Origin of the sequence: Mesorhizobium opportunistum WSM2075 (assembly GCF_000176035.2) — a bacterium.
Taxonomy (GTDB): Bacteria; Pseudomonadota; Alphaproteobacteria; order Rhizobiales; family Rhizobiaceae; genus Mesorhizobium; species Mesorhizobium opportunistum.
Map to the genome: position 1 here is coordinate 6047542 of NC_015675.1, position 23402 is coordinate 6070943.

21 protein-coding genes are annotated in these 23402 nt (G+C 63.7%); 9 read left to right on the plus strand and 12 right to left on the minus strand.

The window, feature by feature from the left end:
* The first annotated feature begins 66 nt into the window (after positions 1-66).
* The 8 genes from MESOP_RS29150 to MESOP_RS29185 all read left to right on the plus strand — a co-directional run bounded on the left by MESOP_RS29150 (position 67) and on the right by MESOP_RS29185 (position 7387).
* Entirely contained in the window at positions 67-1386 is a 1320-nt protein-coding gene (locus MESOP_RS29150) for an ABC transporter substrate-binding protein (protein WP_013896939.1), read from the plus strand.
* Positions 1387-1542: 156 nt separating this feature from the next.
* Complete coding sequence (locus MESOP_RS29155; protein ID WP_013896940.1) at positions 1543-2439, plus strand: carbohydrate ABC transporter permease; 897 nt, start codon at positions 1543-1545, stop codon at positions 2437-2439.
* Positions 2440-2441: 2 nt separating this feature from the next.
* Positions 2442-3308 (plus strand): carbohydrate ABC transporter permease, encoded by an 867-nt coding sequence (locus MESOP_RS29160; protein WP_013896941.1) that lies wholly within the window; start codon positions 2442-2444, stop codon positions 3306-3308.
* Positions 3309-3312: 4 nt separating this feature from the next.
* Complete coding sequence (locus MESOP_RS29165) at positions 3313-4410, plus strand: ABC transporter ATP-binding protein (protein ID WP_013896942.1); 1098 nt, start codon at positions 3313-3315, stop codon at positions 4408-4410.
* 3 nt (positions 4411-4413) lie between these two features.
* Positions 4414-5526, plus strand: coding sequence for a mandelate racemase/muconate lactonizing enzyme family protein (locus tag MESOP_RS29170; protein ID WP_013896943.1), 1113 nt, complete (start codon positions 4414-4416; stop codon positions 5524-5526).
* 10 nt (positions 5527-5536) lie between these two features.
* On the plus strand, positions 5537-5866 hold the full coding sequence (locus MESOP_RS29175; RefSeq protein ID WP_013896944.1) for an L-rhamnose mutarotase: 330 nt from the start codon (positions 5537-5539) through the stop codon (positions 5864-5866).
* The gene (locus MESOP_RS29180; protein ID WP_013896945.1) at positions 5859-6935 is read left to right on the plus strand and encodes a Gfo/Idh/MocA family protein; all 1077 of its coding nucleotides are present in this window, start codon (positions 5859-5861) and stop codon (positions 6933-6935) included. Before MESOP_RS29175 ends, MESOP_RS29180 begins: the two co-directional genes overlap by 8 nt.
* Positions 6935-7387, plus strand: coding sequence for a MaoC/PaaZ C-terminal domain-containing protein (locus MESOP_RS29185; protein ID WP_013896946.1), 453 nt, complete (start codon positions 6935-6937; stop codon positions 7385-7387). Before MESOP_RS29180 ends, MESOP_RS29185 begins: the two co-directional genes overlap by 1 nt.
* A gap of 15 nt (positions 7388-7402) precedes the next feature.
* Here MESOP_RS29185 and MESOP_RS29190 read toward each other — a convergent pair whose 3' ends face one another.
* The 9 genes from MESOP_RS29190 to MESOP_RS29230 all read right to left on the minus strand — a co-directional run bounded on the left by MESOP_RS29190 (position 7403) and on the right by MESOP_RS29230 (position 18131).
* Positions 7403-8200: an ABC transporter permease subunit gene (locus MESOP_RS29190; protein WP_013896947.1), complete on the minus strand. Its 798-nt coding sequence runs from the start codon at positions 8198-8200 to the stop codon at positions 7403-7405.
* A 2-nt stretch (positions 8201-8202) separates the two neighbouring features.
* Positions 8203-9060 carry a 2-aminoethylphosphonate ABC transporter permease subunit gene (locus tag MESOP_RS29195; protein WP_013896948.1) on the minus strand — a complete coding sequence of 286 codons (858 nt, stop codon included), beginning with the start codon at positions 9058-9060 and terminating at the stop codon, positions 8203-8205.
* The gene (locus MESOP_RS29200; RefSeq protein ID WP_013896949.1) at positions 9053-10198 is read right to left on the minus strand and encodes an ABC transporter ATP-binding protein; all 1146 of its coding nucleotides are present in this window, start codon (positions 10196-10198) and stop codon (positions 9053-9055) included. Before MESOP_RS29200 ends, MESOP_RS29195 begins: the two co-directional genes overlap by 8 nt.
* Positions 10199-10230: 32 nt before the next feature.
* Positions 10231-11262, minus strand: coding sequence for a 2-aminoethylphosphonate ABC transporter substrate-binding protein (locus MESOP_RS29205; RefSeq protein ID WP_013896950.1), 1032 nt, complete (start codon positions 11260-11262; stop codon positions 10231-10233).
* A 253-nt stretch (positions 11263-11515) separates the two neighbouring features.
* Positions 11516-12526 carry a C-terminal binding protein gene (locus MESOP_RS29210; protein ID WP_013896951.1) on the minus strand — a complete coding sequence of 337 codons (1011 nt, stop codon included), beginning with the start codon at positions 12524-12526 and terminating at the stop codon, positions 11516-11518.
* Between the two features lie 2 nt (positions 12527-12528).
* The gene (gene pbfA / locus MESOP_RS29215) at positions 12529-13887 is read right to left on the minus strand and encodes a (R)-1-hydroxy-2-aminoethylphosphonate ammonia-lyase (RefSeq protein WP_013896952.1); all 1359 of its coding nucleotides are present in this window, start codon (positions 13885-13887) and stop codon (positions 12529-12531) included.
* Positions 13888-13960: 73 nt separating this feature from the next.
* The gene (gene phnY / locus MESOP_RS29220; RefSeq protein ID WP_013896953.1) at positions 13961-15418 is read right to left on the minus strand and encodes a phosphonoacetaldehyde dehydrogenase; all 1458 of its coding nucleotides are present in this window, start codon (positions 15416-15418) and stop codon (positions 13961-13963) included.
* A 232-nt stretch (positions 15419-15650) separates the two neighbouring features.
* Positions 15651-16907: a phosphonoacetate hydrolase gene (gene phnA / locus MESOP_RS29225; RefSeq protein ID WP_013896954.1), complete on the minus strand. Its 1257-nt coding sequence runs from the start codon at positions 16905-16907 to the stop codon at positions 15651-15653.
* Positions 16908-16931: 24 nt separating this feature from the next.
* The gene (locus MESOP_RS29230; RefSeq protein ID WP_013896955.1) at positions 16932-18131 is read right to left on the minus strand and encodes a 2-aminoethylphosphonate--pyruvate transaminase; all 1200 of its coding nucleotides are present in this window, start codon (positions 18129-18131) and stop codon (positions 16932-16934) included.
* 268 nt (positions 18132-18399) lie between these two features.
* On the opposite strand from MESOP_RS29230, the gene MESOP_RS29235 reads away from it, so the two are divergent.
* Positions 18400-19269 (plus strand): LysR substrate-binding domain-containing protein, encoded by an 870-nt coding sequence (locus MESOP_RS29235; protein ID WP_013896956.1) that lies wholly within the window; start codon positions 18400-18402, stop codon positions 19267-19269.
* Here MESOP_RS29235 and MESOP_RS29240 read toward each other — a convergent pair.
* The 3 genes from MESOP_RS29240 to MESOP_RS29250 form a co-directional block, all read right to left on the minus strand.
* Positions 19266-21743, minus strand: a complete 2478-nt coding sequence (locus MESOP_RS29240) for a GcvT family protein (protein ID WP_013896957.1) — start codon at positions 21741-21743, stop codon at positions 19266-19268. The two genes, MESOP_RS29235 and MESOP_RS29240, sit on opposite strands and share 4 nt — an antisense overlap.
* A 77-nt stretch (positions 21744-21820) precedes the next feature.
* Entirely contained in the window at positions 21821-22615 is a 795-nt protein-coding gene (locus MESOP_RS29245) for a DeoR/GlpR family DNA-binding transcription regulator (protein WP_013896958.1), read from the minus strand.
* Between the two features lie 98 nt (positions 22616-22713).
* Complete coding sequence (locus MESOP_RS29250) at positions 22714-23394, minus strand: GntR family transcriptional regulator (RefSeq protein WP_224729361.1); 681 nt, start codon at positions 23392-23394, stop codon at positions 22714-22716.
* Between the last annotated feature and the right edge of the window lie 8 nt (positions 23395-23402).

Sequence of the window (23402 nt, forward strand, 5' to 3'; positions counted from 1 at the left end):
AATGTAGCACTTCTTGTCATCAGACGAGTTGTGGTCGCCGCTGAGGCGCACCCAGGGAGGATACCAATGAACAGACTGCTTTCCGGCGTGTGCGCCGGCGCATTGATGCTTGCGTTCGGCGCAGGCACCGCCCTTGCCGGCGACCTGCCCGGCAAGTTCGAAGGCGTGACCGTCGACGTGAAGCTGATCGGCGGCCAGCAATATGAAAAGCTCTACGAGCGGATCCCGGAATGGGAGAAGGCGACCGGCGCCAAGGTCAACATCCTGACCAAGAAGAACGGCTTCGATATCGACAAGGAGCTCAAGTCCGACATCGCCTCGGGCAGCACCAACTGGTGCGTCGGCTGGAACCATTCCTCCTTCGCGCCGCAATATACCGGCCTCTACACCGACCTCAGCAAGTTGCTGCCGAAGGAAGAGATCGACGCCTTCGTGCCGTCGACGATCAAGGCGGCAACCATCGACGGCAAGCTGGAGATGCTGCCGCGTGCCCAGTTCGACGTTTCGGCGCTCTACTACCAGAAGAGCCTCTACGAGAACGCCGACAACAAGGCCAAGTTCAAGGCGAAATACGGCTATGACCTGGTGCCGCCGGACACCTGGAAGGAAGTCACCGACCAGGCCGAGTTCTTCGCCAACCCGCCCAATTTCTACGGCACCCAGTTCGCCGGCAAGGAAGAGGCGATCAACGGCCGCTTCTACGAGATGGTGGTCGCCGAGGGCGGCGAATATCTCGACAAGGACGGCAAGCCCGTCTTCAACTCCGAGGCTGGCATCCGCGCGCTCGACTGGTTCGTCAACCTCTACAAGGCCAAGGCCGTGCCGGCCGGAACCACTAACTACCTGTGGGACGATCTCGGCCAGGGCTTTGCCTCGGGCACCGTCGCCATCAACCTCGACTGGCCAGGCTGGGCCGGCTTCTTCAACGATCCGAAATCGTCGAAAGTCGCTGGCAATGTCGGCGTGAAAGTCGCGCCGAAAGGGTCTTCCGGCAAGCGCACCGGCTGGTCCGGTTTCCATGGCTTCTCGGTGACCGAGAACTGCCCGAACAAGGAAGCCGCCGCTTCGCTCGTCTGGTGGCTGACCAACGAGGACAGCCAGAAGCTCGAGGCCGCCGCCGGCCCACTGCCGACCCGCACGGCAGTGTGGGATTGGGACCTGAAGCAGGCCGAGAACGACCCGTACAAGAAGGAGGTTCTCTCCGCCTTCCAGGAAGAGGCCAAGCACGCCTTCGCCGTGCCGCAGACGCCTGAATGGATCGAGATTTCGAACGCCGTCTATCCGGAGTTGCAGGCCGCGATCCTTGGCGACAAGACCTCCAAGCAGGCATTGGACGAAGCCGCCGCCAAGGCGACACAAATCCTCCAGGACGCCGGCAAGCTCTAGAACCGTCTCCCAACGCTGCCTCTCCCATCAGGAATGGGGGAGGCGATCGCGCTTCGCCGGCGAGAGCGCTGAACCATCAACGACAGACTTTCTGTTCCCCGGCCCGCGCCTGAACAAGAGGCGCCGACAGTCCAAAGCAAACACCACAGGATTCCGATGAAGGGCTTCAAGCCATCCGCGCCATTCCTGCTGCTGCTTCCGGCAATGATCGTGCTGGCGGCGGTCGTCGTGGTGCCGTTGCTGCTCTCGCTCTATTCCAGCTTCACGCCCTTCCGCCTGACGCGGCCCGAGACGTTCTTCCTCTTCGTCGGCTTCAGGAACTATCTTTCGATCCTGTCCAACACCGATTTCTGGTGGGCGTTCGGGCGCACGGTTCTCTTGCTGACCATCGCGCTCAATCTCGAAATGCTGCTTGGTCTTGGCCTTGCCATGCTGGTCGAGAAGGCAACGCGCGGCCAGCGCATCCTGCGCACGCTGATGATGTTTCCGATGATGTTCTCGCCGATCCTCGTCGGCTTCCAGTTCAAGTTCATGTTCAACGACAATATCGGCCTGGTGAACAATGCCTTGCAGTCGCTCGGCATTACGCAGGACGCCATACCGTGGCTGATCGAAGGCCATCTCGCCTTCATCGCCATTTCGGTCGCCGAGATCTGGTCGTCGACAGCGATCTTCGCCATCCTGATCCTCGCCGGCCTGCTTGCCATGCCCAAGGAGCCGATCGAGGCGGCGCGCGTCGACGGCTGCACGCCGTGGCAGACATTCCGCTATGTGACGTGGCCGTTCGTCATGCCCTTCGCCTACATCGCCATGACCATCCGCTCGCTCGACGTCGCGCGCGCCTATGACATCGTCAAGATCATGACCGACGGCGGACCGGCGGGCCGCACGGAGCTGCTCTGGACGCTGGTGGCACGCACCGCCTACAGCGACGGGCGCATGGGGATGGCCAACGCCATGGCCTATTTCTCGATCCTGCTGTCGATCGCCTTCACCGTCTATTTCTTCAACAAGCTCGCCGCGGCGCGCACGCAGATCGGTGCGGAGTGGTGAGAATGGACGAGAATTCTTCCGCCCGCCTGAAGCGCCGGCTCATGGGCGTCGTCTACCGCATCGGCCTGTTCCTGGCGATGCTGACCATCTGCCTGCCGGGCCTGTGGATCGTGCTGTCGTCGCTGCGGCCGACCGTCGAGATCATGGCCAAGCCGCCGGTGTGGATCCCGCAGGAGATTTCATTCGACGCCTATGTCTCGATGTTCTCAGGCATCGGCAAGGGCGGCATTCCGGTCATCGAATATTTCCGCAACTCGCTGATCATCTCTGTAACCTCGACGGTGATTGCGGTGGCCATCGGCATGGCCGGCGGCTACGCCTTCGCGCGCTACCGCTTCCGCGGCAAATCGAGCGTCTTCTTGGGCCTGATGCTGACGCGCACGGTGCCCGGCATCGCGCTGTCGCTGCCGCTGTTCTTCCTTTACGTGCGGCTCGGCATCATCGACACGCATTTCGGGCTGATCCTTGCCTATGTCGCGCTCAACGTGCCGTTCACGATCTGGCTGATCGACGGCTTCTTCCGCCAGGTGCCGAAAGATCTCGCGGAAGCCGCGCAGATCGACGGCTGCACGCGCTGGCAGGCGTTCTGGCAGGTCGAGTTCCCGCTCGCCGGACCAGGCATCGCTTCGGCCGCGATCTTCGCCTTCCTGACCTGCTGGAACGAATTCGCGCTGGCCTCGCAATTGACCCGCTCGGTCAGCGCCAAGACGCTGCCGGTCGGCCTGCTCGATTACACGGCCGAGTTCACCATCGACTGGCGCGGCATGTGCGCGCTCGCCGTGGTGATGATCATCCCGGCGCTCACCCTCACCTATATCGTCCAGAAACACCTTGTCGGCGGCCTGACCTCCGGCGCGGTGAAAGGCTGATCCCATGGCAACAGTTTCCCTCAGCAAGTTGACCAAGCGCTACGGCAATGTCGGGATCGTGCATGGCATCGATCTCGACATCGCCGACCGTGAGTTCATCGCCCTGGTCGGCCCCTCCGGCTGCGGCAAGTCGACGACATTGCGCATGATCGCCGGGCTCGAAGAGATCAGCGCCGGCTCGATCGAGATCGGCGGGCGCGTCGTCAACGATTTGCCGCCGCGCTCGCGCAACATCTCGATGGTGTTCCAGTCCTACGCGCTCTACCCGCATATGACCGTGCGCGAGAACCTCGGCTTCTCGCTGAAAATCGCAGGAGCGGCCAAGGAAGACATGGACCGCCGCGTCGCCGAGGCTTCCAGCATCCTCGGCCTCGACACACTGCTCGACCGCCGCCCGTCGCAGCTCTCCGGCGGCCAGCGCCAGCGCGTTGCCATGGGCCGTGCCATCGTGCGCGACCCCGATGTCTTCCTGTTCGACGAGCCGCTTTCCAACCTCGACGCCAAGCTCCGGACGCAAATGCGCACCGAGATCAAGAAGCTGCATGCCAAGGTGCAGTCGACGGTGATCTACGTCACCCACGACCAGGTCGAGGCGATGACTCTTGCCGACCGCATCGTCATCATGCGCGACGGCCATATCGAGCAGGTCGGCACGCCTGACGAGGTTTTCCGGCGGCCGGCGACGCGCTTCGTCGCCGGCTTCATCGGCTCGCCGCCGATGAACCTGCACGAAGCAACGATCGACGACGGCCAGATGGTTTTTTCCAGCGGCGAAAAGCTGCCTTTGCCTGGTCAGTTCAAGGCCAATGTCGCGACCGGCGACAAGGTCGTGTTCGGGCTGCGGCCTGACGACATCTATCCGACGGGACATGGTATCAGCTCCGGCGGTGCGGCGGACGTCCACCAGATCGAATTGCCAATCACGATCACCGAACCGCTCGGCAATGAGACGCTGGTGTTCGTCGAGTTCAACCGCGCGGACTGGGTGTCGCGCATGCTGAATCCGCGACCGCTCAAGCCGGGCGAGCGAGTGGCCATGAGTCTCGACATGTCGCAGGCGCATTTGTTTGCCACCGAGACCGGAAAGACATTGCGGAGCTGACCGATGGCTAGAATCGAAAAGATAGAACTGCGGATGGTGGACCTTGTGCCCAAGGTCAAGCGCACCGACGCCATCCAGAGTTTCGTCAGCCAGGAAACGCCGATCGTCACCATCACCGATTCCGACGGCGCGGTCGGCACCGGTTACAGCTACACGATCGGCACCGGCGGCTCGTCGGTGATGCGGCTTCTCTCGGACCATCTGGTGCCACGGCTGATCGGCCGCGACCCGGACATGATCGAGGCGATCTGGCACGATCTCGAATTCGCCACACATGCCACCACCATTGGCGCGATCACCGCCATCGCCATTGCGGCGATCGACACGGCGCTGTGGGATCTCAGGGCGAAGAAACAGAACCTGCCGTTGTGGAAACTCGCCGGCGGCGCCAAGGACCGCTGCCCGCTCTACACGACCGAAGGCGGCTGGCTGCACATCGAGACGCAGGCGCTTGTCGACGACGCACTGGCCGCCAAGGCCAGGGGATTTCGCGGCTCGAAGGTGAAGATCGGCAGACCGCATGGGTCGGAGGATCTCGCCCGCCTGTCGGCGGTGCGCAAGGCGGTTGGCGACGGCTACGAGATCATGACCGACGCCAATCAGGGGTTCTCGGTCGACGAGGCAATCCGCCGCGTGGCAAGGCTGCGCGAGCTCGACCTTGCCTGGATCGAAGAGCCGCTGCCGGCCGACGACATCGACGGGCATATCAGGTTGTCCAACTCGACGCCGACGCCGATCGCCATCGGCGAGTCGCTCTACTCCATCCGCCATTTCCGCGAATACATGCAGAAAGGCGCCTGCTCGATCGTCCAGGTCGATGTCGGCCGCATCGGCGGCATCACGCCCTGGCTCAAGATCGCCCATGCGGCGGAAGCCTTCGACATTCCAGTGTGCCCGCATTTCCTGATGGAATTGCATGTCAGCCTGACCTGCGCTGTTCAGAACGGCCGATATGTCGAGTACATTCCGCAGCTCGATGAGTTGACCGGCAAGCGCATGCGCATCGAGGATGGGCATGCGCTGGCGCCCGACGAGCCCGGCATCGGCATCGATTGGGACTGGGACGCGGTCAAGGCCATGAGCATCGCCGAATTCACCACGGTGATCACCAAATAGGGGAACTGATATGCAGCGGATGGGGATGGTTCTGGGGTTGAAGCCGGAAAAGGTCGAGGAGTATGTCCGCCTCCATGCCGCCGTCTGGCCCGACGTGCTGACCATGATCTCGGCCTGCAACATCAAGAATTACTCGATCTACCTGAAGCGGCCGGAGAACCTGCTGTTTTCCTATTTCGAATACCACGGCACCGACTATGCCGCCGACATGGCCAAGATGGCGGCCGACCCGAAGACGCAGGAATGGTGGTCTGTCTGCATGCCCTGCCAGGAGCCGCTCACGACCCGCAAGGAGGGTGAATGGTGGGCTTCCATGGACGAGGTCTTCCATCATGACTGAGGGCGGTCTCGACCCTGCCTCACTCGTCCAGTCCTGGCCAAAGCCGTCGAAGCCTCGGCCGATCGTCACCTTCGGCGCAGGATCGATCGTCGGCGACGCACATTTCCCAGCCTATAGGAAGGCTGGCTTTCCAGTCGCCGGCCTCTACGATCCGGACCAGGACAAAGCGCGGGCACTGGCCGAGAAATGGGGCGTGACCGCGTTCCGCTCGGTGGAAGCAGCCGCTGATGTCAAGGACGCGGTTTTCGATCTGGCGACGCCGCCGGGTCGGCACGCCGAGATCCTGAAGGCTCTGCCCGATGGCGCGGTCGCATTGATCCAGAAGCCGATGGGCAACTATCTCGGCGAGGCAACCGAAATCCTGGAAATCTGCCGCGCCAAGAAGCTCAAGGCGGCGGTGAATTTCCAGCTCCGCTTCGCACCCATGATGCTGGCGCTGAAGGATGCCATCGCCAAGGGCTGGCTCGGCGAGATCGTCGATTTCGATGCCTGGCTGGCGCTGGCGACGCCGTGGCAGCTTTGGGAGTTCCTGCTCAAGGCGCCGCGCGTCGAGATCGCCATGCATTCGATCCACTATCTCGACCTGATCCGGCAGTTGCTCGGCGACCCCAAGGGCGTGCATGCCAAGACGCTCGGCCACCCCAACCACAGAGTGGCACAGACGCGCACCAGCGCCATTCTCGACTATGGCGATACCGTGCGCTGTGCGCTGTCGATCAACCACGACCACAAATTCGGTCGCCGGCACCAGGCCTGCGAATTCCGCATCTGCGGCACCGAGGGTGCGGCCTATCTCAAGCTCGGCCTCAATCTCGACTATCCCCGGGGCGAACCGGACATTCTGGAGATTTATCCCAGGGGCGGAACGGACTGGGTCGCGGTGCCGCTCGCCGGCGAGTGGTTCCCCGACGCCTTCGTCGGGCGCATGGCCAATGTCCAGCGTTTTGCCGCAGGCGAAGACGACGAATTGGTCAGCTCGGTCGAGGACGCCTGGAACACCATGGCGCTGGTCGAAGCGGCCTACCTTTCGAGCGCAGCGCCGGCAACGCCGATCGCGGAAAGACCCTGATGGAACGGATCCAGTATTTCGAGGATTACCAGATCGGCGCCTCGCGCATCACCAGCGGCCGCACCATCACCGAGACCGACTTCATCGTCCATGCCGGGCATACAGGCGATTTCTTTCCGCACCACATGGATGCCGAGTTCATGAAGACGACGCCGTTCGGCCAGCGCATCGCGCATGGCACGCTGGTGTTCTCGGTCGGCATCGGGCTGACGGCAACCGTCATCAATCCGGTCGCCTTTTCCTATGGATATGACCGCCTGCGCTTCATCAAGCCGGTGTTCATCGGCGACACGATCCGCACGCGCACCACCATAGCGGCCAAAGAAGACGATCCAAAGAGGCCGGGCTCCGGACGCGTGATCGAACGCTGCGAAGTCATCAACCAGCGCGATGAAGTGGTGCTGGCCGCCGACCATATCTACATCGTCGAACGCAAGCCTGCACGGGGCTGAAACCCAAGCCGTTTCCTATGCGCCAGTGGCACGATTGGTGATGCGCTCCAGGCCGAGCAGCAGGACCAGCGTCGCCACGACCAGGATCATGGTGAGCGCTGCTCCTGCAAAGATGTCGCCGCGATCGGTGAGGCTGAAGATCGACACCGGCAGCGTCACCCACCCCGGCGGATAGACCATCACGGTGGCGCCAAGCTCGCCCATCGAGAGCGCGAAGCTCAGGCCGAAAGCAGCAACCAGATAGGGTGCCAGCAAGGGCAGCGTGACATGCCAGAGCCGATAGGCCGGGCGCGCGCCAAGGCTCGAGGCCACCTGTTCGAAATCAGGCGACAGCCGGGCCAGCCCGGCCGAGACATTGCCGAAGGTGAAGGCCGAGATCAGCACGAAATGCGCGATCATGACGATCGCGATCGTGCCGTTGAGCAGCAGCGGCGGATGGCTGAACGCCACCAGCAGGCCAAGGCCGACGGACACCGAAGGCACCGCACTTGGGACGAAGAACAACAGGCCGAGCACCTTGCTCAGGGTTGCACCCTGGATGCGGAGCGCAAGTGCCGCCCAAGTGCCGCTGACCAGCGCCAGGGCGCTGGCCAGGAAGCCGGTGATCAGGCTCGCCTTTACGGCTTCGCCAGCCGCGCCGCGCATCACGTCGCTGTAATGCTCCGTCGTCAGCCCGCTTGGCAGCACACCGTTCCATTGGTCGGCAAGGCTGGACAGGAGGATGACCGCCAGCGGCGCCAGGAACAACACGCCGAAGACCACCGCGAAGAGCACCCACAGAGCGATGCGACCGGGACGCGACCAGACCAGCATGGCTAGACTCCCAACCGGCCGGCGGCGAAACGGTAGAGGCCGAACAGGCCGAGCGACAGCGCGATGTTGACCACGGCGATGATGCAGGCGACCTGATAGGCCGATTCCTGGATCGCCTTGCCGTAGATCAGCAGCGGCAGCGTGATGACGCCCTTGGCGCCGATGAACAGCACGATGCCGAATTCATTGACGGTCAACAGCAGGCACAGGCTGCCGCCGGCGATGAGCGCGGGAATTGCGGCAGGCAGGATGACCTGGCGGACGATGCGGAACGGCCGCGCGCCGAGCACGCTTGCCGCTTCGATCTGGCCGCGGTCGACCAGCGAGAAAGCGGCGAGCAGTGGCCGCAGGATGAAGGGGGTGTAGACGGTGACTTCGGCGAGCACCACCCCCCAGGTCGAATAGAGGAAATCGACGGGCGGCAGCGGCAGCGAGAAGGCTTCCATCAGCCCGGAATTGAGCATGCCGGCGGAGCCGTAGAGAAAGGTGAAGGCAAGCGTAACCAGGAAGGTCGGCAGGGCGATGAAAGTATCGATCAGGCGGGCGATGAAGCCGCTGCCGGGGAACGGCACGAAAGCGAGGATCAGCGCCAGCACGAGGCCCACGATCAGGCACCCGGCCGTCGCGGTGACCGAGATGGTCACCGTGTTGATCAGCGCGTTGAGGAAAAAGCGGGAATGCAGGACACGGACGACTTCCGCAATATTGGCGACACCGCTGTCGTCGAAAAAGGCCTGACGGGCGATGAGCGCCAGCGGATAGAAGAACAGCAGCGCCAGCAGGGCAGCCGGCGGCACGATCCAGAATTTGCCGGGTTCTCTCCTGATCGCCGGCGCGCCAATTGCGACCGCGTCAGACACCGGCGTCTTCCGGAAGAAGCGAGGTGTCGGCGGGCGCAAAGAACAATGGCACCTCGGCACCGGGTTCGGGCAAGGCGATCGGCAACCGCGTCGCCGAGACGCGCACCGGCGTGCCTTCGACATCGAGCACGAGATGGGTGAGTTCGCCCTGCCAGTGTACTTCCCTGAGGGTGCCGACGATCCGGTTGGTGTGCTCGCTGTCGGCCGTCAGGCTGAGGTGCTGCGGCCTGATGCAGAGCAGGCTCTTGTCGCCGGCCTTCTCGGCACGGCCGGCGCCTGTCAGCACCGCATCGCCATGCCTTGCCGTGGCGAAGCCTTTCGCGCCGGCCGCCTCGGCAACCGTCACCGGCAGGAGATTGGCGCGGCCGAGAAATTCGGCGGTAAAACGGTTCGGCGGGCGGCGATAGAGTTCTGTCGTCGGTCCGTGCGAACAGACCCTGCCGTCGCGCATGATGGCGATCTTGTCGGCAAGCGTCAGCGCTTCCGTCTGGTCGTGGGTGACGTAGAGGATGGTCAGGCCCGGCAGGCTGCGGTGCAGGCGGGCGATCTCCTCGACCATGTTGCGGCGGATCTGCGCGTCGAGCGCCGACAACGGCTCGTCGAGCAGGAGCACGCGCGGCCGCACGGCAAGGGCGCGGGCAATCGCAACACGCTGCTGCTGGCCACCCGAAAGCTCGCGCGGATAACGCCTGGCAAAAGTCGCCATGCCGACGGTGCCGAGCGCATCCTTGACCCGCTCTGCGATCAGCGCCTTGTCGGCGCCTTGTGCCCGGAGGCCGAAGGCGACGTTGTCCTCGACCCGCATGTGCGGAAACAGCGCGTAGTTCTGCACCACCATGCCGAGACCGCGCTCGTAGGGCGGCAGGTCGGTCACATCGGTGGCGCCGATACGGATGCGGCCGCTTGCCGGCCGCACGAAGCCGGCCACGGCGCGCAAGGCCGTCGTCTTGCCGGAGCCGGAAGGGCCGATCATCGCCAGTATCTCGCCGGGAGCGATGTCCAGGGTCAGCGGATGCAGGACGACATGCGCGCCATAGGCGACGCTGACCTTGTCGAAGTGGACGTTGGAACCGGCGCCGCGAATTTTCGCGGCGTCGATGTCCATGACACTGGTACCAGTAAAGGCGGCGGCCGACATGGCTTGGTCCTCCGGATTTCTGCCCTCGGGTGTCAGCTTCCGGTCGCCTCGTTCCACTTCTTGACGTAGTCGGGAAGCTTGCTCAGCGCCTCGTCCCAGTTCGGCGCCCAGATGGTCAGGCCCTTCATCGCTTCCTGCGTCTTGGCGAAGTTGGCGTCGGATGGTGTCACGTCCTTGCGGGCGGGCATGCCGAGTGCAACGGAACTTACCGTCGACTGCGCTTCCTTGGAGAGCAGGAAGTCGATCAGCTTCTTGCCGTTGTCGCCATTCGGCGCGCCGGTGACCAAGCCGATTTCATAGGGCAGCGCGAAGGTGGAGCGCACACCGTCAGGGCCCGCCGGCCAGAACACCTTGATGTTCGGGTTGTCGGCCATCTGCGACATGTTCATCTGCAGGTCGCCATTGGCGACATGCAGCTCGCCCTTGTTGACCAGCGCGGTCAGCTTGCCGGTCGAGGCGGACGGGCCGACATTGTTGTCCTGCAGCTTCTTCATGAACTCGAAGCCGGCATCCTCGCCGCCAAAGGCATGGATGACCTGCAGCATGACGGCGGTTCCGTCGCCGGCCTGGCCGGGGGTCGAATACTGGATCTTGCCCTTGAACTTCGGATCGAGCAGGTCGTTGTAGCTCTTCGGCGCTTCCGAGAGCACCGCGCTGTTATAGATGAAGTTCATGTAGTTGTTGACCAGCGGCCGGTACTTGTCGGTGCCGCCATCGATCTGCTCGGCGCCTTCGGGCTTGTAGTCCTGCAGCAGGCCATCAGCCGCGGCGCGCTGGACGAAGGGCGGCAAGGTCACCAGCACGTCGGCCTGCGGGTTCGATTTTTCCTTGGCGACCCGTTCGACGACACCGCCCGAGCCAGCCTCGATATACTGTACCTTGATGCCGGTGGCCTTGGTGAAGGCGGCAAACTCGGTTTCGAACCAGCTGCCATTGCCGTCATGCAGGCCGTCGGCGGAATAGATGGTGACCACGCCGTCGGCGAGCGCCGGTCCGACGAGAGCCGACGACGCCAGCAGCGACGCGGCGAAGGCCATGGCGATGTTTGTTTTGCGCGATTTCATGGATCAGTTCCCCTGTGATTGATGGCACATTCTGCGATGCACTATGACGATCGCGCCGTCGGGACCTTCGGGCCTTGTAGCGCTTGTGGATGTCGTCGTTGCGTCAACTTTGGGGATTAGCGATCGATAAGTAAAATCTATTTATTTTATGACAGGCAAACTTCTTCTGATGTTTGTCATGGAACTGTCGCGTGCCTGTCTTGGAGGCGTTTCGACCCTTTGAAACGTCGGCGACCGGCGGAGCCAGTGGTGATCAGCCGAAGGAAACGCCTGCCGTCTGAGCCCGCAGTCGCGGATCGAACGAGCGAACCGTGACGGGCCGGCCGTCGAGGATTTCGAAGCAGCGGGCGAGCGTGTCGTCCTCGAGCCGGCGCATCGCCTCTTGCGTGAAGAAGGTGAGATGCGGAAACAGGATGACGTCGTCGCGGTCGAACAGCGCGCTCATCGGATGGCCTGACCGGGCCAGCGGCTCGACCGAATAGACGTCGAGCCCGGCGCCGCCGATGCGTCCGGCAACGATCGCCTCGACAAGGGCGGTCTCGTCGATCAGGGCGCCGCGCGAGACGTTGACGACGACGGCGGAGGGCCTCAGGCAGGCGAGTTCGGCCTTACCGATCAGTCCGCGCGTATTGTAGTTCAGCACGCAATGGATGGAAACGAAATCGGAGGCGCGCAGCATAGCTTGGAGATCGTGAGCCTTCTCGATGCCGGCGCCTTGCATGGCCGCCGCATCGACGCCGGGATCGAAGCCAAGCACACGGGCGCGAAACCCTTGGCCTGCCATGCGCGCCATGCTGCGGCCGATCTTGCCGCAGCCGACGAGGCCGAGCGTGGCGCCGGAAATGTCGCGCCCCAGCCAGCGCTGCTCGGGCCAGATCCAGCCATCGCGTGACACCGCCGCCGTGATCGCCGGCAGCCGCTTGGCCAGCGCGATCATCAGCGCGAAAGCACCCTCGGCGACGGTTTCCTCGGCATACTCAGGCACATTGACGACGGGAATGCCGCGCTGCATCGCGGCAGGAATGTCGATGGCATCGATGCCGACGCCATATTTGACGATGCCCTTCAATTTGGGCGCCGCCTCTATCACCCGCGCGGTGATCGGCGTGTAGCACATCAGCAGGAGATCGGCGTCGGCGACAGCATCGATCAGGTCCGCCTCGGGAATACCGTCGGGCAACGTCACCAGCTCGAGGCCCCTCGCCCGCAAGCCGGCGTCGATTCCCGGACATTCGAGTTCCCGATCGGTGCGCACCGCCTTCACGGTCAGGCCGCCAGCACGGCTGCCTCGACGATGTCGAGAGCGCGGTCGAGATCCGTTTCCAAAATGACCAATGGCGGCGACAAGGTCAGCACGTTGCCGTGGCTGACCTTGAAGCTCAGGCCCTGTTCCAGGCAAGTGTAGAACACGCGTTCGGCAAGCTCGCGCGCGGGCTGGCGCGTGGCGCGGTCCTCGACGAGTTCGACGCCCACCATCAGACCCCTGCCCCTGACGTCGCCGACATGCGGCGAGCGCGCCATCAGATCCTGCATGCGCCCGAGCATATGCCGGCCAAGCTCGGCCGAGCGCTCGACCAGCCCTTCCTCCAGTATGATGTCGATGGTGGTCAATGCCGCGCGCGTCGTCACCGGGTTCTTTTCGTGGGTGTAGTGACCGATGGCAAAGCCGCCGGTGACGTCGAGGTCGCGGCGCGCAATGACGGCGGCGATCGGCAGGATGCCGCCGCCCAGCGACTTGCCGAGAACGACAATGTCGGGCGTCACGCCATCATGCTCGTGAGCAAAGAACTTTCCGGTCTTGCCGAGGCCGGTCGGGATCTCGTCGAAGATCAGCAGCGTGCCATGGCGATCGCAGGCCTCGCGCACCCGCTTCCAGAAGCCTGGCGGCGGCGGGTTGGGCGTCGCCCGCATTGGCTCCGCGACGACCGCGGCCACGTCCTGCTCGCGGTCGAGCACATAGGCGATCATGTTGGCGCAGGCGATGCCCGACGCTTCGAGGGAGTCGTGACCATAGGGGCAGCGGTAGCCATCCCAGGGCGCCACATGCTCGGTGCCGGTCATCATCGGGCCTGATATATGGGAGCGGAACGTCGCCTCGCCGCCGACGCTGGCAGCGCCGAAGCCAGCGCCATGGAAGGCATCCCAGAACGACACCGTCTTGAAGCGGCCGGTCGCGGCGCGCGCGATCTTCAGCGCCACCTCTATGGCATCCGAGCCACCCGTGGTGAACAGCACCTTGCCGAGATCGCCAGGCGCGAGTTCCGCCAGCTTCTCAGCCAGTTCGACGGCGGGCTCGCAGGTGAAGCGGCGCGGCGCGAAGCAGAGATCGTCGAGCTGCTGCTTGATCGCGGCCACCAGCCTGGGATGGCCGTAGCCGAGGTGATGCACGCTGTTGCCATGGAAATCCATGAAGCGGCGGCCGGCGGTGTCCTCGATCCAGATGCCTTCAGCCCTGGCGATGGTCGACAGACAGGGGCTGGAGAGGCTCTGATGCATGAAGGCGGCCGCGTCGCGATCGAGCAGGCCGCGGATGCGGGGATCCTCCTGACCGGCGTCCCATCGGCGGCGCGCCGCTGTCGTGTTGGAATCGCCCTCGGTATGCACAAGTTCTTTGGTCGCGGCCATCACAGTCTCCGAAACGCGAAGGAGGGAGCGTCGAAACGCCCCCTCGGTTGGTCTGCCAGTTGTTACGGTCCGGTCAGGACCAGGGCAGCGAGAATGTCTTGACGTTGGTGTAGCTCTTCATCGCTTCGATAACGCCTTCCTTGTAGCCATTGCCCGAATCCTTGATGCCCCCGAAGGGAGACATCTCGATGCGATAACCCGGCACTTCCCAGATGTTGACCGTGCCGACCTGCAGCCCGGCGATGTATTTCTGCATGCGGGGAAACGAGTTGGTGCAGACGCCCGACGACAGCCCGAAGGCGGTCGAGTTGGACAATGCGATCAGCGCCTCGTCGTCATCGGGCGCGCGCACGATCGGGATGATGGGGCCGAATGTCTCTTCCATGACCAGCTCGGATGTGTGCGGCACGCGATCGACGACGATCGGCGGCAGCAACGCGCCCAGACGGCCCGGATTGTAGAGGATTTCAGCACCTTGCTCGGCCGCCATGTAGACACGCGCCTCGAACAGCGCCGCTGCCTTCTCGTGCACGACCGTACCAAGGTCGGTCGAGCGGTCCATCGGATCGCCGAAGCGGATCTTCTTCGCCCGCTCCAGCACCAGTGGCACGAAGCGGTCGGCGACGCTTTCCTGGACCAGGATGCGCTTGACCGCCGTGCAGCGCTGGCCGGAGTTTTTTGTCGCGCCGGCGACGGCGAGATCGGCAGCTTTCGCCAGATCGTCGTCGGAGAGATCGTTGAGGATGATCAGCGGGTCGTTGCCGCCGAGTTCCAGTACCTGGCGCTTGTAGCCAGCGGTGCGGGCGATCATCTTGCCGACCGGCACGCCGCCGGTGAAAGTGATCAGGTCGATGTTCTCGTTGGTGATCATCTCGTTGCCGATGTCGGCCGGCCAGCCGGTCACCACCGACAGCATCTCCGGCGGCAGGCCGGCTTCATAGAGAATGTCGGCCAGGAGCAGCGCCGTCATCGGCGTCAGTTCGGTCGGCTTGACCACCACGCAATTGTTGGTGGCGATCGCCGGCGCCACTTTGTGCGAGACCATGTTGAGCGGATGATTGAACGGCGTGATCGCCGAGATCGCCTTCAGCGGTTCGCGGGTGGTGAAGATCTTGCGCGCCTTGCCGTGCGGGGTGAGGTCGCAAGAGAATATCTGGCCGTCATCCTGGATGCACATCTGCGCCGACAGCGTGAACACGTCATAGGCGCGGCCGACCTCATAGAGCGAATCCGCCTTGGAGATGCCGAGTTCCAGGGTGATGAGATCGGAAATCTCTTCGCGGCGTGATGCAAGGATTTCGGCGGTGCGAAACAGGATCTGCTGGCGCTCGTAGCGGGTCAGCTTCGATTTGTAGCCGGCGGCGATCTCGAAGGCTTTTCGGGCATGCTCAGCGCTCCCTGCCGGCACGGTGCCGATGACGGTATCGTTCCAGGGGTAGCGCACCTCGACGACGCCCTCGGCATCGACTTTCCTGCCAGCGATGCGCATCGGCTCGTGGCGAACTTTGATGGCGGGGTCGAGTTTGGTCATGCACTCTGCTCCAGCAGATGTTAGGCGTTGCGGCCGAGGATCGACCCCCACTCCGGCCCTCCGGGCCACCTCTCCCCCGATCGACGGGGGAGAGGAAATCAGGCGAAGTCGGCGCCCCCACGTTTCCAGGCTGAGCCGCGGCTAACCCTGGCGCCTTTCCTCTCCCCCGTCGATCGGGGGAGAGGTGCCGAGCGAAGCTCGGCGGAGTGGGGGTCGACATCCACGTTCGACATCAAGCCAGTGCCGCCGCCATCGTCGCGTAATAGAAGGCGTCGAAATTGCGCAAGGTCGGCTCATCAGGCAAATCAGGCAGCACACGATTGACGATGAACGGCACTTCCTGCTCGGTCAGTCCGCCATGCGAGCGCAGCGGTTCGTTCAGCGCCGCCAGGTCGTGGCGGTGTTCCGAGGTGCCGATCGTCTTGTTCTCGGTCGAGACCAGCACGATGTCGCCGATGCGGTCGGCCGGCAGTTCGAAGCGCTTGCAGGCCGTCGGGCTGTCGACGACCAGCATGATGCCGTCGACCTTGGCGAGCCGGGCCATGATGCCGGCCTGGTCGGCGCCATCAGGCAGATAGGCGGTGGCAAACGAGCCGAGGGCGCCGTGATGCACGACATAGGGGTCGGTGATCGGCAGGATGACGCGGGCGGCGTCCTTGCCGAGCCACTCGTCCAGCAGATCCTGGACATAGACGACGTCCGGCGAGCCGTCAGTCTTGTGCTTGGGCTTCATGCCGTGATCGGCAGTGACGACAATCGCGGCGCCCAGCCCATCGAGCTCGGTCAGGTACTTGTCGAACATCTCGTAGAAGGCGTTGGCCTGCGGCACGCCAGGCGCGTATTTGTGCTGCACATAATCGGTGGTCGTCAGGTACATGATGTCGGGGCGGAATTCCCTGAGCAGCTGAACGCCGGCGGCGAAGACGAATTCCGACAGTTCGGCCGAATAGACCTCCGGCACCGGCAGCCCAAAGTGCTTCGAGGCATTGTCGATGCCGTGCTCGGCCACGGTCGTGGTGTCCGACTTTTCCGCCGAGAAGCACAACGCGCGACCTTCGTCGAAGGCCAGGCCCTTGCCGAGCAACGCACGCAGCTTATCCTTGGCGGTCACCACCGCAACCTTGGCGCCGGCGTCGTAGAAGGCTTGAAAAACGGTCGGCGCGCGCAGGAAGCGCGGGTCGTTCATCATCACTTCCTTGCCGGTCTCACGCTCGTAGAGATAGTTGCCGCAAATGCCATGTACCGACGGCGGACGGCCGGTGGCGATCGACAGATTGTTGGGGTTGGTGAAGCTCGGAATGACCGAGTGGGCAAAGCGCACCGTGCCCTTCTCCTTGATCCTGACCAGAGCCGGCATCAGCCCGGCCTTTATCGCTTCGTCGAGATAGGCGGGCTCGCAGCCATCAAGGCAGATGGCGATGGCCGGCACGCGCGGCCAAGCGTAGGTGCGGCCGTTGACCGCGACATTGATGGGAGACATCTGGTTCATCGAAAATCCTCGATATCGGCCGCTTCAAGCGGCGAGTTTGGCGCGTTCGGCGAGTGCCGCGGCGGGTGGGGTGGCGGTGTCGACGCCCATTTCACGAAGCGAGAAGGCCGCCGCCTCGACGACGCGGCGCATGACATGCTCGTCCATCTGGCCGATGCAGCCGACACGGAAGCTATCGACGGCGGTCAGCTTGCCCGGATAGATGATGAAGCCCTTTTCCTTCATCAGATCGTAGAAACGGTCGAAGGCGAAGCTGGCATGGGCCGGGTTGAAGAAGGTGACGATGATCGGCGACAGCCAGCGGTCTCCGAGCAAAGTCTCGAAGCCGAGGTCGCGCATGCCGGCCACCACGACGTCGCGGTTCCTGGTGTAGCGGGCGCCACGGCCGGCGACACCGCCCTCGGCCTCGTGCTGGCGCAACGCTTCAAGGAAAGCGGCGACGACGTGCGTCGGCGGCGTGTAGCGCCACTGGCCGGTCTTGTTCATATGCGCCCACTGGGCGTGGACGTCGAGCGACAGCGAATGGCTGCGGCCCTTGGCCGCCTCCAGTTCGCTCTTGCGGGCGATGATGAAGCCAAAACCCGGCACGCCCTCGATGCATTTGTTGGCGGACGAGACCATCGCCTCGTAGCGGATCTCGTTGACGTCGAGGGCGACGGCGCCGAAGGCACTCATGGAATCGACGAGCAGCTTGCGGCCCTTGGCATGGACGGCCTCGGCAATCTCGGCGACCGGGTTCAAAATGCCGGAGCTGGTCTCGCAATGGATGGCGATGACATGGGTGATGGCCGGATCGGCCTCAAGCGCTGCCGCCACCTCGTCGCCGCGCGGCGGCAGGTAGTCGCCCTTGTCGATCAGCGTGTAGGCACGGCCGAGATACTGCATGGTCTGCGCGGCACGCAGGCCGTAGGCGCCGTTGGCCAGCACCAGGACCTTGCCATCCTTCGGCACGAACGAGCCGAGCATCGCCTCGACGCAGAAGGAGCCGCTGCCTTGCATCGGCACGCAATCGAATTCATCTTTCACATCGCCCGTCAGCGCCAGCAGGCGGCGGCGCAAATCGGCGGTCATGGCGCGAAAATCGCCGTCCCACGATCCCCAGTCACGCAGCATGGCCTGCTTGACCGAATAGGCCGTGGTCAGCGGCCCCGGGGTCAGCAGATAGGGCTCGCCCAGCGCCGGTGCCTCCAGGGGCTTTGGGGCAAATTTCGTCTCGGCGAGCATGAGTGTCCTCCGACAGGTCGCTGCTTTTTGCGGCCTTACTCTCGGGCCGAATGACGTATTTGTAAAATCGTTATTTTGTATCGAAGTATCGATTTTTACGATGCAAGGTGCGAGCACCGCGACATAAGCTGCATGCCGCTCATGACATGCTTGTGAAGCCGGGTAACTTCGCGTCTGCATCATAAATAAAATCGTTCATTTCAATCTTTCAGTTAGCAGAACTTGCGGTAAGCTGCCGACGACCCTTGGTATCCCGGAGGCACGGTAAATGCGCTACGTCCAGCTGCGGGCCTTTCATCAGGTGGCGATTTCGGGTGGTTTTTCGCGGGCGGCCGAAGCGCTGTTCCTGACCCAGCCGGCGATATCCGACCAGGTGCGCAAGCTCGAGGAAGAGTACGACGTGCTGCTGTTCAACCGGAACAAGAAGCAGGTCACGCTGACCCATTCGGGCCAGAAGCTGCTCGAAATTACCCACCGCATGTTCGACACGGAGCAGCAGGCGCTCGAGCTGCTGACCGAGTCGCGGGCGTTGCGTTCCGGCACGCTGCGCATCGTCGCCGACGCCGCGCATCACCTGCTCCACATTCTCGGCAGCTTCCGGGCCCGTTACCCCGGCGTCCAGGTTTCGGTGCGCGCCGGCAACACCGAGACGGTGATAAGCAGCCTCTACAGCTACGATGCCGATATCGGCGTGCTGGGCGAGGTGCCGACCGGACGCGATTTCGAGGTTTTGAAACTCAACTCGACACCGATCATCGCCTTCACCTCCATCGACCATCCGCTGGCGGGCAAAAAGTCGCTGACGCTCGCGCAGCTGGCGCAGGAATCGCTGGTCATGCGTGAGCGTGGCTCGAAGACGCGCCAGAAGCTCGAAGACCTGGCTGCCGCTTCGAAGGTTGAACTGCGGCCGGCGATCGAAGCCGAGGGCCGCGAGGCGGTCCGCGAGATCGTCGCCTCGGGCGCCGGCATCGGTTTCGTCTCGGCCGCCGAATTCGGTCAGGATTCACGGCTGATGCCGATCACCATCGACGCGCCCGAGACCTTGATGGACGAAGCGCTGATCTGCCTGCGCGAGCGCAGCGGCGGCAAGCTGGTGCGCGCCTTTCTCGACATGGCAAGATCGATGTCGGCGGATTAAGCGGCGGCCCTGATCTCCACTGCATCCGCCTTCACCCGCTCCGACTTCGGATCGTAGGGGCTGCGCAAATGGGCCGTGGCGGCATGCCGCTCGCCGGCGAGGTCGATCTCGAACCGCTCGCCGCTGAGGAACGCCGCATCGACGCCGGCTTCGTGTTCGATCAGTCCGAGCGCCACCGAGCGGCCGAGCGTGTGACCGTAGGCGGCAGAGCGCACTTCGCCAACCGGTTTGCCGTCGCGCAGGATCAACTCGCCGCCCCATAGCATCGGCTCGGCGTCGTCGAGCGTGAACAGCACGACACGCCTGGCCGGCGCGGCCAACGGCTTTGACTTGATCAGCGCATCGCGTCCGATGAAACCGCCCGGCTTGTCCATGGCGACGGCAAAGCCAAGCCCCGCCTGCCAGGGGTCGATATCAGGCGTCAATTCCCTGCCCCAGGCGCGAAAACCTTTTTCGATGCGCAAGGCGTCGAGCGCGTAGTAGCCGGCGTCAGCCAAGCCGAACTCGCGGCCTGCCTCGTGCAGCGCTTCATAGACGCCGACCGCGAACTCGGTCGGCACGATCAACTCCCAGCCGAGCTCGCCGACATAGGTCATGCGGTTTGCGTAGGCGGTGGCGTAGCCGATATCGATCTCGCGGATCGTGCCGAAGGGGAAGCCGGCATTGGAAAGATCCGCCGAAGACAGTTTGCCGAGCAGATCGCGCGAGCGCGGCCCCATCAGCGCCAGCACCGCATAGGACGAGGTGACGTCGGTCAGGATCGCATGGGCATCGGCCGGGATGTTCTTGACGATCCAGTCGGCGTCGTGGACCGCCTGCGCGGACCCCGTGACGATGAGGAATTTTTCGGCACCGAGCCGCATCACCGTGAGGTCGCTTTCGTAGCCGCCACGGGCGTTAAGCACGCCGGTGTAGACCGAGGTGCCGACCGCCACATCGACATTGCCGGCGCAAATGCGGTTGAGCACGGCGCAGGCATCGCGACCCTGGACGAGGAGCTTGGCGAAGGAGGTCTGGTCGAACAGGGCGACGGCTTCGCGCGTCGCCTTCATCTCTTGGCCGACCGCTTCATGCCAGTTCTGGCGGCCGAAGGCATAGTCGTTCTCGGCCTTCCCTCCCGGTGCTGCGAACCAGTTGGCGCGCTCCCAGCCCATCTTGGAACCGAAGCAGGCACCCTTGGCGGCCAGCCGATCGTAGAGCGGCGAGCGGCGGAACGGTCGCGCGGTGTCCAGTTCCCGGTTTGGCCATGGCATGGTGTAGTGCAGGCCAAGCGTTTCCTTGACCCGGTCATGCAGCCAGCGCGGATTGTTGTTGAAGGACGCGAAGCGCCTGATGTCGACCGGCCACAAATCCATGGTCGGCGCACTGTTGACGATCCACTCGGCCAGTGCCCTGCCCGCGCCGCCGGCGCTGGCGATGCCCATCGAATTGAAGCCGGCGCCGACATAGAAATTCTTCAGCTCCGGCGCCTCGCCGAGAAGAAAATTGTTGTCCGGCGTAAAGCTCTCGGGACCGTTGTAGAATTTCTTGACCTCGGCCTCAGCCAGTTGCGGCACGCGGATAAGCGCGTTTTCCATCAGGATCTCGAACTGGTCCCAATCGTCGGGCAGCAGCGCGAACTCGAAACTCTCCGGGATGCCGTTCATGCCCCATGGCTTGGCGTGCGGCTCGAAGCCGCCCATGACCAGGCCGCCGACCTCTTCCTTGAAGTAGATGAAGCCGTCGGGGTCGCGCATGACCGGCAGGTCCGGATGCACGCCCTCGATCCTGCCGGTGACGATGTACATATGCTCTGCCGAGTGCAGCGGCACCGAGACGCCGCACATCAGCCCGACCTTGCGCGCCCATTGGCCGGCGCAGTTGACGACGATCTCGGCGGCGATGTCGCCGCGATCCGTCTCGACGCCGCAGGCGACACCGTTTTTCACCGTGATGCCGGTGACCTTCACCCGCTCGAATATTTGGGCGCCGCGGTTGCGCGCGCCCTTGGCCAATGATTGCGTGAGGTCCGTGGGATTGGCCTTGCCATCGCCGGGCAGCCAGACGGCGCCGACCAGATCGTTCGTCGCCATCACCGGCCACAGCTCGCCTGCTTCCTTTGCCGAGATGACATCGATCTCGACGCCTTGGGCGCGGGCCGATGCGGCCGTGCGTTTCAACACTGTCATGCGGTCGGCGGTGCGCGCCACCGACAGCGAGCCGCAATTCTTCCAGCCTGTGGCAAGACCAGTCTCGGCTTCCAATTCGCTGTAGAGCTGCGTGGAATACCGGATCAGGCTGGTCATGTTGGAATGGCTGCGGAGCTGCCCGACAAGGCCGGCTGCATGCCAAGTGGTGCCGCCGCTGAGCTGTCCCTGTTCGAGCAGGACGACATCGGTCCAGCCGAGCTTGGTCAGATGGTAGGCGACCGAGCAGCCGATGATGCCGCCGCCTATGATGACAATTCGTGCCTGAGTGGGAAATTCATGTGCCATGGGCGTTCCGCCATTTGAAGGGATGGCTGGACATTAGCAGGGAAAAGCCAAATATCAACCCAAAAAGTCACAAAATATCACATCAGACTTGCCACTATGAGTTCGGGTCCCTTTTGCGAAAGCGCCTCGGCAAGCGCGGTGTCCGGATTGGCGTCGACGATCACGCCGGCGGCGCGCTCGAAATTCGGAATCCTGAGCGGCGTCAGCTTGCCGAACTTGCTGCTGTCCAGGGCGAAATAGGCCTTGCCGGCAAAAGCGATCATGCGGCCACGCTGCTCCGCGCCGGCGCGGGTGAAGTCGGTCACCTCGCCATCCGGGGACAGGGCACCGCCCCCGAGGAAGGCGATGTCGACACGGAAGTGAGCCATCGCATCGAGCGTGTCGATGCCGGAAGCCGCCTCCTCGCCGGGATCGACTTCGCCGCCCAGCATATGCACACGCATGCCCGGGACATGGCATAGATGCAGCGCGATCGGCAGGCTGGCCGTGCAGATGGTGAGATCGCGCAGGTCGGCCATGGCATGCGCGACGGCCAAAGTGGTGGTGCCGGAATCGAGAAAGACCACCATTCCGTCCTTAACCAGGCCGGCGGCAGCCTTGCCGATCGCCGCCTTGCCGTGGGCATTTTCCTGGCTGCGCAGGCTCATCGCCGGCTCGCTCGGCTCGAAGCGGGCGGCGCCGCCATGCACGATGCCGAGCCTCCCCTGGTCCGAAAGCAGCTTCAAATCACGGCGGATGGTTTCGCGCGAGACATCGAAGAACCCGGCAAGCTCGGCGACGCTGACGGAACCCTGGGCGCTCAACCGCCTCAGGATCTCGTCGTGGCGTCTTGGGGCAAGTGCGCGCACCGGCAGGCGGCTGACGGGAGACATGGCGATCCTCGTGTCGAGCGATGATGTTGCAATATGTGGCAGTGAACCCGCATGGACGCAACCACGCCGGCGTGACCGGCGGCATTGATATTGCCTGTCTAGGATTTTCGCGACAGACCTTCGTCCTTTATGGCGTTGACGAGTGTCTCGCTGCCTTCGCGAAGATGCTGGCTCAGAATGCTCACGGCCTTGTTGCCGTCGCGCTGCCGGCAGGCGGCCAGCAGGTCGCGGTGCTCGGCCTGCGAGCGGGTGCGATAGTCGAGGTTCGACAACAGGATGCGGACATAGCGATCGGCCGCATTGTGGTGCGCCTCGATCAGGCCGAGCAAACGCCGGTTGCCGCAGGCATCATAGAGAGCCAGGTGAAAGGTCCGGTTGAGCGCCCCCCATCTGCCGACATTGCGCTCGGCATCGATCTGGTCGAGTGCTTGTCCGGCCTCATCGAGCTTGTCGCCCGACAGGACGGGAACAGAGAGCTGGAGCGCCTCGCATTCGAGCAATTCGCGCACCGCGTAGATCTCTGTGATTTCGGCACTGTCCATTCGGGCGACATGCGCGCCCTTGGTCGGGTGAATGGACACGATGCCCTCGGCCTCCAACTGGCGAAGCGCATCACGGATCGGCATGCGGCTGAAGCCGAACCGTTCGGCCAGATCGTCCTGGCGCAGCGCGGTGCCTGCTTTCAAGGATCCGCTGGCTATAGCTTCGCGCAGGACATTGGCTACCTGCTCCGCCACCGTCTGCGGTCTCTCGATCAGGCCTTCCACAAATCCGCGCAAACGATGCT

Excerpts from the sequence above, each read along its gene's own strand:
- MESOP_RS29230 (WP_013896955.1), bottom strand. The coding sequence starts at position 18,131 with ATGCTCGCCGAGACGAAATTTGCCCCAAAGCCCCTGGAGGCACCGGCG.
- MESOP_RS29235 (WP_013896956.1), top strand. The coding sequence starts at position 18,400 with ATGCGCTACGTCCAGCTGCGGGCCTTTCATCAGGTGGCGATTTCGGGT.
- MESOP_RS29180 (WP_013896945.1), top strand. The coding sequence starts at position 5,859 with ATGACTGAGGGCGGTCTCGACCCTGCCTCACTCGTCCAGTCCTGGCCA.
- MESOP_RS29155 (WP_013896940.1), top strand. The coding sequence starts at position 1,543 with ATGAAGGGCTTCAAGCCATCCGCGCCATTCCTGCTGCTGCTTCCGGCA.
- MESOP_RS29205 (WP_013896950.1), bottom strand. The coding sequence starts at position 11,262 with ATGAAATCGCGCAAAACAAACATCGCCATGGCCTTCGCCGCGTCGCTG.
- MESOP_RS29175 (WP_013896944.1), top strand. The coding sequence starts at position 5,537 with ATGCAGCGGATGGGGATGGTTCTGGGGTTGAAGCCGGAAAAGGTCGAG.
- MESOP_RS29185 (WP_013896946.1), top strand. The coding sequence starts at position 6,935 with ATGGAACGGATCCAGTATTTCGAGGATTACCAGATCGGCGCCTCGCGC.
- MESOP_RS29190 (WP_013896947.1), bottom strand. The coding sequence starts at position 8,200 with ATGCTGGTCTGGTCGCGTCCCGGTCGCATCGCTCTGTGGGTGCTCTTC.
- MESOP_RS29150 (WP_013896939.1), top strand. The coding sequence starts at position 67 with ATGAACAGACTGCTTTCCGGCGTGTGCGCCGGCGCATTGATGCTTGCG.
- MESOP_RS29160 (WP_013896941.1), top strand. The coding sequence starts at position 2,442 with ATGGACGAGAATTCTTCCGCCCGCCTGAAGCGCCGGCTCATGGGCGTC.
- MESOP_RS29240 (WP_013896957.1), bottom strand. The coding sequence starts at position 21,743 with ATGGCACATGAATTTCCCACTCAGGCACGAATTGTCATCATAGGCGGC.
- phnA (WP_013896954.1), bottom strand. The coding sequence starts at position 16,907 with ATGAACCAGATGTCTCCCATCAATGTCGCGGTCAACGGCCGCACCTAC.
- MESOP_RS29200 (WP_013896949.1), bottom strand. The coding sequence starts at position 10,198 with ATGTCGGCCGCCGCCTTTACTGGTACCAGTGTCATGGACATCGACGCC.
- MESOP_RS29170 (WP_013896943.1), top strand. The coding sequence starts at position 4,414 with ATGGCTAGAATCGAAAAGATAGAACTGCGGATGGTGGACCTTGTGCCC.
- pbfA (WP_013896952.1), bottom strand. The coding sequence starts at position 13,887 with ATGGCCGCGACCAAAGAACTTGTGCATACCGAGGGCGATTCCAACACG.
- phnY (WP_013896953.1), bottom strand. The coding sequence starts at position 15,418 with ATGACCAAACTCGACCCCGCCATCAAAGTTCGCCACGAGCCGATGCGC.
- MESOP_RS29165 (WP_013896942.1), top strand. The coding sequence starts at position 3,313 with ATGGCAACAGTTTCCCTCAGCAAGTTGACCAAGCGCTACGGCAATGTC.
- MESOP_RS29245 (WP_013896958.1), bottom strand. The coding sequence starts at position 22,615 with ATGTCTCCCGTCAGCCGCCTGCCGGTGCGCGCACTTGCCCCAAGACGC.